At 63.8% G+C, this 9513-nt stretch carries 7 protein-coding genes and 3 pseudogenes; 5 read left to right on the top strand and 5 right to left on the bottom strand.

Annotated features, from left to right (window positions below):
- The first annotated feature begins 201 nt into the window (after positions 1-201).
- The 3 genes from IM784_RS16035 to IM784_RS16045 all read left to right on the top strand — a co-directional run bounded on the left by IM784_RS16035 (position 202) and on the right by IM784_RS16045 (position 2846).
- Complete coding sequence (locus tag IM784_RS16035; RefSeq protein ID WP_199556360.1) at positions 202-1161, top strand: hypothetical protein; 960 nt, start codon at positions 202-204, stop codon at positions 1159-1161.
- 32 nt (positions 1162-1193) lie between these two features.
- Positions 1194-1664 carry a hypothetical protein gene (locus tag IM784_RS16040; protein WP_199556361.1) on the top strand — a complete coding sequence of 157 codons (471 nt, stop codon included), beginning with the start codon at positions 1194-1196 and terminating at the stop codon, positions 1662-1664.
- A 120-nt stretch (positions 1665-1784) separates the two neighbouring features.
- On the top strand, positions 1785-2846 hold the full coding sequence (locus IM784_RS16045; RefSeq protein WP_199556362.1) for an adenine nucleotide alpha hydrolase family protein: 1062 nt from the start codon (positions 1785-1787) through the stop codon (positions 2844-2846).
- A gap of 265 nt (positions 2847-3111) precedes the next feature.
- Here IM784_RS16045 and IM784_RS16050 read toward each other — a convergent pair.
- A pseudogene (locus IM784_RS16050) lies at positions 3112-3579 on the bottom strand (Tn3 family transposase); the annotation flags it as partial.
- Here IM784_RS16050 and IM784_RS16055 point away from each other — a divergent pair.
- Together IM784_RS16055 and IM784_RS16060 are read left to right on the top strand one after the other, a co-directional pair.
- Positions 3575-5854, top strand: a complete 2280-nt coding sequence (locus IM784_RS16055; protein ID WP_199556363.1) for a CusA/CzcA family heavy metal efflux RND transporter — start codon at positions 3575-3577, stop codon at positions 5852-5854. The pseudogene IM784_RS16050 and the gene IM784_RS16055 sit on opposite strands and share 5 nt — an antisense overlap.
- Positions 5854-6744: a cation diffusion facilitator family transporter gene (locus IM784_RS16060; protein ID WP_199556364.1), complete on the top strand. Its 891-nt coding sequence runs from the start codon at positions 5854-5856 to the stop codon at positions 6742-6744. Before IM784_RS16055 ends, IM784_RS16060 begins: the two co-directional genes overlap by 1 nt.
- Before the next feature lie 61 nt (positions 6745-6805).
- Here IM784_RS16060 and IM784_RS17795 read toward each other — a convergent pair.
- The 4 genes and pseudogenes from IM784_RS17795 to IM784_RS16075 all read right to left on the bottom strand — a co-directional run.
- Positions 6806-6901 (bottom strand): annotated as a pseudogene (locus IM784_RS17795) (PEPxxWA-CTERM sorting domain-containing protein); the annotation flags it as partial.
- A gap of 273 nt (positions 6902-7174) precedes the next feature.
- Positions 7175-8377 (bottom strand): annotated as a pseudogene (locus IM784_RS16065) (alkaline phosphatase); the annotation flags it as partial.
- A 106-nt stretch (positions 8378-8483) separates the two neighbouring features.
- The gene (locus IM784_RS16070) at positions 8484-8741 is read right to left on the bottom strand and encodes a hypothetical protein (RefSeq protein WP_207791788.1); all 258 of its coding nucleotides are present in this window, start codon (positions 8739-8741) and stop codon (positions 8484-8486) included.
- 312 nt (positions 8742-9053) lie between these two features.
- Positions 9054-9513, bottom strand: a 460-nt coding sequence (locus tag IM784_RS16075) for a Tn3 family transposase (RefSeq protein ID WP_235977436.1), incomplete at its 5' end; no start/stop codon positions are given.

Genomic DNA, 9513 nt, shown 5'->3' on the forward strand with positions numbered 1-9513 from the left:
CCCCCCCCGGGCCCCCCCTCCGCTGCGGGGGGCCGGGCTACGGCGGCCCGCGCCTCAACTCTCGATCCTGCTTGCCTGCCGCAGCCTCGACATTTACCCAAACAGATCAGGTCCAAACATGTCGAGTGAGCCCGCGAAGCACCGAGAGCTGCAAGAACCCCATGCTCATATCAAGAACATCGTCAAACAGCGGAGCCCATCATGGCCATAACCATCAAAACCCGCTTCCGCCTCCCCGGCGCTACAACCAAAACTTCCGTTCGAACCGACCTATCGGTCAACACAACGGCCGAAAACCTGCTGGGGGCCGCTCAAGCGCTCCTCGCCAACTACCATCCAACCAACGCGAACACACCCGCCGTGGGCCATAGCTGGCTCGAAATTGACGGCCAAAAGATCGATTTCGTCAGCATCTCGCGGCTCTTTGCCGATCCCACCTCGCAGTCGCCCGAAGACACGCCCATTCGGCGAGCAGACGCCATCATTGAAACGGCAGCAATGCGCTCCGCCCTTGCAGACGCACCCAGCGATCCAAACGCGCCGCGCGACAGATGGGTCATGGGCACCGGCACAACGCCGGAACGACGGCGCTATATCATCCACACTCAGGAACCGACCTTCATCGCCAGAATCGTTCAACTCGATCCTGCAACCGGCCTCCCATTGCCCGCCGAAGAGCCGCTCGACGCCGAAGGCCCACTCAGCTTCTCTACGCGCCAATATCTATTCTGCGAAATCCGGCTAACCAGCGGCTCGCTCCCAGATCCCGCAGCGTTCAAGGCCCTCATTTCAGACGCCGCAAGCCATATCGATACAGCCTCCCAGCTCGTCGACCAGGCCTCCGAAACCGAAACCGAAACGCTCAAGGCGCAACTGCTAAACGCCGGCCAGTTCGCGCAGATCGCTCTATCCGTACAATTTGCGCTCGCAAAACATATGGTCTTGGCCACCCTCAACGACGACACCATCCAACTCACGCCCCAATCAAAGCTGTCTGGCGAACTCGGCTTCACGGACGCAGACTATGACCAGCTTCGGGACTCCTTAGCCGTCCTCGACATCTTCCTGCCAAACAACCTCGACAAGGCCTTGACCCTTCAAAATCTGGCCAACATGATGTTTCCTCTTCTCGAAAACACAACTCCAGGCACGCGGCAATGATTAGCAGGCATCCTCCCATCACATCTTCGACGATGAAAGCCAGCGACCTGAAGGCCATGATCCTCGCAAGCGGCCTGCCCCGTGAACGATTTCGCGAAAAGGTGGGCTTGGACGCTCAAGCCTTCCAGCGCATCCTTGACGGTCAAGATCCCATCACATTCCAACTGCGGATCAAGCTTCAGAACCTCTTCGCGCCCCAGCCCGAAGGCACGCTCTCAACGCGGGACGAATGGATCATCGGAGAAGGCCCACCGCCGCGCCGGCGGGAATACATCATCCATACGCGCGAACCACGCTTCATCGCCCGCGTCATCGCACTGGACGAGGAAACCGACGTTCCGCTGAGCGAAGAACAGCCCGCCAACACCACAACGGGCACCCTCTACCAATACGGCCCGAGCCTCCTTTGCGAACTCGACTGGATCGATCCCCAACCCGCAAACCCGGAAGACCTCGAACGTCTGATGCAGACCGTCTCCGAACAACTCGATTGGGACGTCTGAGCAACAGCTTCAACCCTGCCCCACCCGGCACACTCCCACCCCTTCAACCCTTTAGCCCGGCGTCATAGGACGCGGAGAGGAAAGAGCATTGGTGCGCGCGACCTAAACAGGAGCCGAGCAATGCTGCAGGGTAATCAACCCGATCTCTTCACAGGCCTGCCCAATCGTGCGCCCGTGGTGGTGGCGTGGGGCGCCGGAACCGATTCCACCGCCATGATCCTCGAAATGCTGTCCCGAGGCGACCCGATCGACCTCGTGATGTTCGCGGACACTGGCGATGAACACCCACGCACCTACGCCTTCATCGAATTCTTCCTGCCCTGGCTGAAAGATCGAGACGTCCAAGCGGAAGTCGTGCGCTACCAGCCCTCTACCTTCAAGAACTGGCCGCCGTACAAAAGCCTCAGCGAAAACTGCCTCACAAACGGCACCCTGCCCTCCATCGCCTTCGGCTTCTCAAGCTGCTCCCAAAAATGGAAGGCCGCTCCTCAACACACCTTCCTCAAATCATGGGAACCAGCCCAACGCACCTGGGCCGCCGGCGGCAAGGTGCAAAAACTGATCGGCTACGACTGCTCTCCGCGCGATAACATCCGCTACCGTCAAGTCGCCGCCCTCGATGACCCTCTCTACAGCTTCCGATACCCTCTGCGCGAATGGGGCTGGGCCCGAGATGCCTGCGACAAGCGCATCCTCGCCGAAGGCTTCCCCCTCCATCCGGGCAAATCCAGCTGCATGATGTGCACAGCCGTCAAACCGGAAGAACTGCACGATGCACCCGTCTGGGCCCTGAGACGCATTGTCCTCATGGAAGCACGCGCAGCGCCACGTCTCACATCCTGCGAAGGTCTCTGGCGCAAGGCGATCAAAGGAACCCGAACCGGACAACCCCGGCCAGGATCCATGACAGCCTATATCCGACAGCAAGAACTGCTGAAATCTGCTGACATCGACCGGATCATCGAGATGGCCCCGAAAGCCCTCGTCAGGTTTCAGGACGCACAAGCCTCGCTGCCTGTGCAGAACCGAACCCCCTTGGCAGATTGGCTCCAGCTCTTTGACGCCCTCGATGAACGAATTTTCGACAACCCCGACAAACCGGATCGCTATCTCTCTACGCTGCACCAAGCGATATCTGAGCACAAAGCCGATCCCGCAGAAGCCCGCCAGATCGCAGCATGATCCCCCTCAATCGCATGTCGATCGCCCGCAACGATGCAGCAGCTCATGGAACGGACCCCCGCGTCCCGACCGAATAAGTTGACACCCCCTCGAGACAACCCGTGCATTCCCTCCCGCAGTTGTCCCGACAGGCCGACATACCCCAGCAGATCTCCGCTACCTCTCTCCCAAAGCGATCATGGAAGCATGATGGCCATCACGTCGTCACACGGAAAACCCGGCGCAGCTTCAAGGGGGCGCTACATAGGACGGGCACAGATATACGCTAAGCGGCTCGGGACAGCGGCGGGCTGAGCATCGAGCGTAACGGCCGGAGCTGCCCCGGTTTGGTGGCGGGCTCGGTCCAGAGATAGTCGCCGGTGAGGTTGATGTGCTGCCAGCCGAGCGGCGAGAGGTGGGCCAGCATGTCGATCGGCACGGGGCGACCCTGGCGTTCGAGGTGCCGCATGGCGGCTTCAAGGTAGGTCGTGTTCCACAGCACGATCGCGCCTGCGACGAGGTTGAGGGCGCTCGCGCGATGGCTCTGCGCCTGAAGGCCGTGGTCGCGCAACCGACCTGCGCGATGGAAGAAGATCGCCCGCTTGAGCGCGTTCTCCGCCTCGCCCTTGTTCAGCTCGCGGGTAGCGCGACGCCGCTCGTCGGGGTGCTCGATCCAGTCGAGCGTGAACAGCGTGCGCTCCACGCGCCCGATCTCCCGCAGCGCGAGCGCCAAGCCGTTCGCGCGCTCCATGCTGACCGGCGAGAACAGCCGCAACGTCTCGCGGGCGGTGGATGCCCGATTGGCAGAGATCCAGAAGACATTGCCCGCCGGCGTGAAGGCGACGCCGGTTTATGACCGAACCGTTCTCGTCGACCGCACCATCGGCACGGTCGAGAAGAACCTTGCCGAAGGCGCGCTGCTCGTCATCGTCATCCTGTTCCTGCTGCTCGGCAATTTCCGCGCCGCGCTGATCACCGCCGCCGTCATTCCCATCGCCATGTTGATGACCTTGACGGGCATGGTGCAGGGCGGGGTCTCGGGCAACCTCATGAGCCTCGGCGCGCTCGACTTCGGCCTGATCGTCGATGGCGCGGTCATCGTCGTGGAAAACTGCCTGCGCCGCCTCGGCCAAGCCCAGCATCGGCTGGGCCGGCTACTGGATCGCGACGAACGCTTCGGGCTGGTTGCCCGCGCCAGCGCCGAGGTCATGCGCCCGTCACTGTTCGGCGTGCTCATCATCACTATTGTCTATCTGCCGATCTTCGCGCTGACGGGGATCGAGGGGAAAACCTTCCACCCGATGGCGATCACGGTGATGCTGGCGCTGACCGCGGCAATGATCCTGTCACTCACCTTCGTGCCGGCGGCCATCGCCCAGTTCGTGACCGGAAAGGTCGAAGAGAGGGAAGCCAGGCCGATTGCCTGGCTGAAGGCGCGCTATGGTCCGGCGCTGGACCGGGCATTGCGAGCCCCGGTCGTCACGCTCGGGATCGCGGTTGCAATGGTGATCGGCGCCGGCGCCCTTGCCACACGACTGGGTTCGGAGTTCATCCCCAGCCTCGACGAAGGCGACATCGCCATGCACGCGCTGCGCATCCCCGGCACCAGCCTTTCGCAAGCCTTGCAGATGCAGCAGATGCTGGAAAAGCGGATCGCGGCCATGCCCGAGGTGAAGATGGTGTTTGCCAAGATCGGCACCGCCGATGTCGCGACCGACCCGATGCCGCCGTCGGTCGCCGACAATTTCATCATCCTGAAACCGCGCTCGGAGTGGCCCGACCCGAGGAAACCCAAGCAGCTGCTGGTCGACGAGATGAATGCGATCGTCCAGAAGGTTCCCGGCAACAATTACGAGTTCACCCAGCCGATCCAGATGCGGATGAACGAATTGATCGCCGGCGTGCGCTCGGACGTGGCGGTCAAGATTTTCGGCGACGATCTGCACCAGCTGGTTGAAACGGGAGAGGCGGTGGCCGAAGTGATGGAACAGGTTCCTGGAGCACAGGATGTGAAGGTGGAGCAGGTGACTGGCCTGCCAGTCCTGTCGATCATTCCCGACCGCTTGCAGCTCACCCGCTACGGCATCGCCATGGCGGACGTGCAATCTACGGTGACCGCAGCGCTGGGCGGCACCCAGGCGGGGCAGATCTTCGAGGGCGACCGCCGTTTCGATGTGGTGGTGCGGCTCCCCGAGGCGCAGCGAACTGACCTGGACGCCATCGGACAATTGCCGATCCCGGTGCGGATGGAAGGCGGCGCATCCTATGTGCCGCTTGCGGACATCGCGAAGCTGGAGCTTTCAGCCGGCCCCAACCAGATCAGCCGCGAGGATGGCAAGCGCCGGGCGGTCGTCACTGCCAATGTCCGCGGGCGCGATCTCGGCTCGTTCATCGCCGAAGCCCAGAAACGGATCGGCGCCGAAGTCACAGTGCCGCCGGGCTACTATATCCGCTATGGCGGCACCTTCGAGCAGTTGCAGTCGGCGACGCAGCGGCTCACCATCGTGGTGCCGGTCGCGCTGCTGATGATCTTCGGGCTGCTGTTCGCGCTGTTCGGCTCCACGCGTGACGCCGCGATCGTGTTTTCCGGCGTGCCCCTGGCGCTGACCGGCGGCGTGTTCGCGCTGCTGGCGCGCGACTTGCCCTTCTCGATCTCGGCCGGCGTCGGCTTCATCGCGCTGTCCGGCGTAGCGGTGTTGAACGGCGTCGTGATGCTGAGCTTCATCCGCGACCTGCGCGAAGGCGGCATGGCGCTCGATCCCGCCATCCGGGAAGGTGCCATAACCCGCCTTCGCCCGGTGCTGATGACAGCCCTCGTCGCGTCGCTTGGCTTCGTGCCGATGGCATTCAACGTCGGAGCCGGCTCCGAAGTGCAGCGTCCACTGGCAACGGTTGTGATCGGCGGGATCATCTCGTCGACCCTCCTCACCCTGTTCGTGCTGCCGGTGCTGTATCGCCTTGTGCACCAAAGGTCCGAAGCCGCCGATCAGGCAGACCGGGCAGTACCAACCGCGCCGGAAGCTGCCTGATGGGCGCGGGGCATGATCATGGTGCAGGGGCGAACGCCAAGCGCCTGACCTGGGCGCTGGGGCTGACCGCGACCTTCGTCGTAGTCGAGCTTGTCGGTGCCTGGTGGTTCAACAGCCTGGCGCTCCTTTCCGACGCTGCGCACATGTTCACCGATACGGCCGCGCTCGCCATCGCGCTGGTCGCGATCTGGATCGGGCAGAAGCCGGCCGACGACACGCGGACGTTCGGCTACCGGCGCTTCGAAATCCTGGCGGCGGCGTTCAACGCGATCCTGCTGTTCCTCGTGGCGGGCTATATTCTTGTTGAAGGCATCGGCCGCTTCCGCGAACCGCAGGAGGTGCAGTCGCTCGGCATGCTGGCGGTGGCCACTGCCGGCCTCATCGTCAACCTCATCTCGATGCGCATCCTGGCGCCCGCCAAGGACGCCAGCATGAACGTGAAGGGAGCGTTCTTGGAAGTCTGGGCCGACATGCTGGGCTCGGTCGGCGTTATCGTGGCCGCGGCCGTCATCTGGCTGACCGGCTGGCAGTGGATCGACCCGCTGGTCGCGATCGGAATCGGCCTGTTCGTGCTGCCCCGCACTTGGGTCCTGTTGCGCGATACCATGAACGTGCTTCTGCAAGGCGTGCCGCGCGGCTTTGATCTTGGCGTTGTCCGGGCGGCGATTGCAGAAACGTCGGGCGTCGCGGGCGTGCACGATCTGCACCTCTGGTCTCTCGCGGGCAACGACGGAACGCTGACCGCACATGTGCAACTGGCCGAAGGAGCCGAGGCGGAAGACGTTCGCCGGGCGCTTGCCGCCATGCTGGAGGCCCGCTTCGAAATTCACCACGCGACGCTGCAGATGGAAACCAGCCCTTGCGACGACGTGGAAGCTCTCCACCGCTGAATGAGAAGGGCGGGCCTGCTCGCGCAGGCCCGCCCCCATGTCATCCCCATGTCGCCTGCGCTCACGCGGTGATGGTTACCGTCCGGCGACGACGTGCCACCAGGCCGACGAGGCCGAAGCCGGCGATCATCATGCCCCAGGTTGCAGGTTCCGGCACGGCGGCCTGCAGCAGGTAGCGGCCGACTTCGGCCTGGTCCGTGTACCAGCCGCGCCCGAAGGTCCGGCCCTGCTCGTCGGTGTAGCTGTCCCAGTCGTCGGCAAGGCCGATGATACCGTTCGCACCAACGCCGCGTACCATCAGCGGCACAAGCTGGTTCGAATGGCTGCCGAAGAACCAGCGGTGCTGCGGATTGGTGCCGACATCGCCGTCGTCGGGCAGCAGGTCCTGGAAGGGATCGGTTGCGCCATCGGGGCCGAACAGCAGGTGGTCGTGATCTGCGGTCACGATCAACAGCGTGTTCGACCAGTCGGCATAGCTGTCGGGGCTGTCGATCCAGTTGACAACCGCTTCGACGCCAAGCTGGAAGTCGATGTAGCTCTCGATGGTCCGGCCGAGATTGTTGGCGTGCATCGCCCGGTCGGGCTCGCCCTGTTCACCCAGCAGGTACAGGCCGCCGTTGCCGTTGTCGTTCAGCCGCTCCAGGCCGGCGAGCAGCATTTCGGTGTAGGTGGGCGACGTGTCGAGCTGGGCGGTTGCGAAGGGATCGTCGTTGTTGGCGGTCAGGCCACCGCGATAGGCCTGCAGGCCGTTGTCGGCCTTGGCGATCATGGCGAGCTTTTCCGGCGCCGAGACACTGGCGTTGGCGATTGCCTGGATGTCGGCGCGGTTCTGCACCAGCGTCCAGCCCTGGCCGTTGAAGCCCGAGACATTGGTGCCGGTCTTCAGGTCGTTCCAGAGCTCGGGGGTGATCCAGGCATAGTTGGCGGCGCGCAGATTGCCGTTGTCGTCATAGTCGGGGTTGCCGGTGCCGCCGATGACGCTGAGCACGCCCGAGCCGAACATCTCGTTGGCGATGGCCTGGCGGTTGCCGCGGCTGATATTGTGGGCGCCGCCGCCGACCGATGGTGTCGCATCGCCGAACTGCACGGTGGAGACAACGCCGGCCTCCCGGCCGTTCTGCACCATCACTTCGGCAAGCGTCAGCAGCGGGTCGCCGTTGCCGTTCACGTTCACGGCGTTGTTGTAGGTCTTTTCGCCGGTCACCAGCGAGACGATGGTGTTGGCGCTGTCTGGATAGGTCGTCCGGTTCCAGTCATAGCCTTCGAAGGCGCGCGGATAAGCGCCTGTCGTGCCGGCAACGGGCGTCGTGTCCCAGTTGCTCGCGCTGGAATAGACGGTGTTCGGATCCTGCGCGAGGCCGGCCGCGCCAGGAATCGGCGTGTTGGCAAAGCGCAGCGGATAGGTGGACATGGACGTGGTCTGGAAGCCGTTCGAATCGGTGAACAGCGGCGCGCCGGTCCACAAGCGGGTCGCCTGCAGCGTGTTGTAGCCCGAGCCGTCGGCGATCAGGATGATGATGTTCTTGGCCTTTTCCACGGCGAGCGCCGGGGATGCGAGTGTGACGGCCAGCGCGATGCCTGCAAGGAATCGAGAATTCATGAGATTGCCCCTCTCCTGTTGGAGGCTTGGCATTGCCCGGCCAAGATGACCGGCAGGTGGCACCGCGATTAACTATACATGACAGCGGGCAGATCTGCTGGCGCCGCAGCGCCGCTTCACAGAGGATAACAAACGGGAATCACGAAGCCGGCAGTGTGACTGGCATCCGAGGTGGGGCAGTTTGCCACATATGGGCTATGTCCTCAGGAGTCAGGCCGTAGGCGGTGTTGACCAGGTCCGAGATGCGGCGTTCGGTGCCGGCGAGTTGCAGGCGCTGTTCGCGGGCGGGGGCGATGGTGGCGGCATGTTCGGCGCGCAGCCGGACGATGTCGGCGGCTTCAGCGCGCGGCGGCGCGGCAGAGCCGCGCGGACGGCGGCTGCGCGCCAGTTGTGCCACCACATCAGAGGCGAGTTGAGGATCGCCAGCAGGGAGAGATCGCCGGTCGGGCGCGCACCAGCGCGGCAATCAGTTCAGAGAGGACCGTATCCGGTCCTTCACCCCATTCTGGCGCCTCAAGAACACCTTCTGCGAGCCAGTCGCGCGTGAAGAGCCCGCCTTGAAGCAACATTTCCCCCTGACTCTACCCAACGAATTGGCGACAGGCATAGCATTGCTTCTAGCTCGCTTCTGCCGTCACTCGGTCAAGCGGCCTTTTGGAGCTTTTCGAGGCCTGCAGGGGGCGCTACATAGGACGGGCACAGATATACGCTAAGCGGCTCGGGACAGCGGCGGGCTGAGCATCGAGCGTAACGGCCGGAGCTGCCCCGGTTTGGTGGCGGGCTCGGTCCAGAGATAGTCGCCGGTGAGGTTGATGTGCTGCCAGCCGAGCGGCGAGAGGTGGGCCAGCATGTCGATCGGCACGGGGCGACCCTGGCGTTCGAGGTGCCGCATGGCGGCTTCAAGGTAGGTCGTGTTCCACAGCACGATCGCGCCTGCGACGAGGTTGAGGGCGCTCGCGCGATGGCTCTGCGCCTGAAGGCCGTGGTCGCGCAACCGACCTGCGCGATGGAAGAAGATCGCCCGCTTGAGCGCGTTCTCCGCCTCGCCCTTGTTCAGCTCGCGGGTAGCGCGACGCCGCTCGTCGGGGTGCTCGATCCAGTCGAGCGTGAACAGCGTGCGCTCCACGCGCCCGATCTCCCGCAGCGCGAGCGCCAAGCCGTTCGCGCGC

It is taken from the genome of Sandaracinobacteroides hominis (genome assembly GCF_016464365.1).
In the GTDB taxonomy this organism is placed as follows: domain Bacteria; phylum Pseudomonadota; class Alphaproteobacteria; order Sphingomonadales; family Sphingomonadaceae; genus Sandaracinobacteroides; species Sandaracinobacteroides hominis.

Coding starts and splice junctions, on each gene's coding strand:
- IM784_RS16035 (WP_199556360.1), top strand. CDS start 202: ATGGCCATAACCATCAAAACCCGCTTCCGCCTCCCCGGCGCTACAACC.
- IM784_RS16040 (WP_199556361.1), top strand. CDS start 1,194: ATGAAAGCCAGCGACCTGAAGGCCATGATCCTCGCAAGCGGCCTGCCC.
- IM784_RS16045 (WP_199556362.1), top strand. CDS start 1,785: ATGCTGCAGGGTAATCAACCCGATCTCTTCACAGGCCTGCCCAATCGT.
- IM784_RS16055 (WP_199556363.1), top strand. CDS start 3,575: ATGCTGACCGGCGAGAACAGCCGCAACGTCTCGCGGGCGGTGGATGCC.
- IM784_RS16060 (WP_199556364.1), top strand. CDS start 5,854: ATGGGCGCGGGGCATGATCATGGTGCAGGGGCGAACGCCAAGCGCCTG.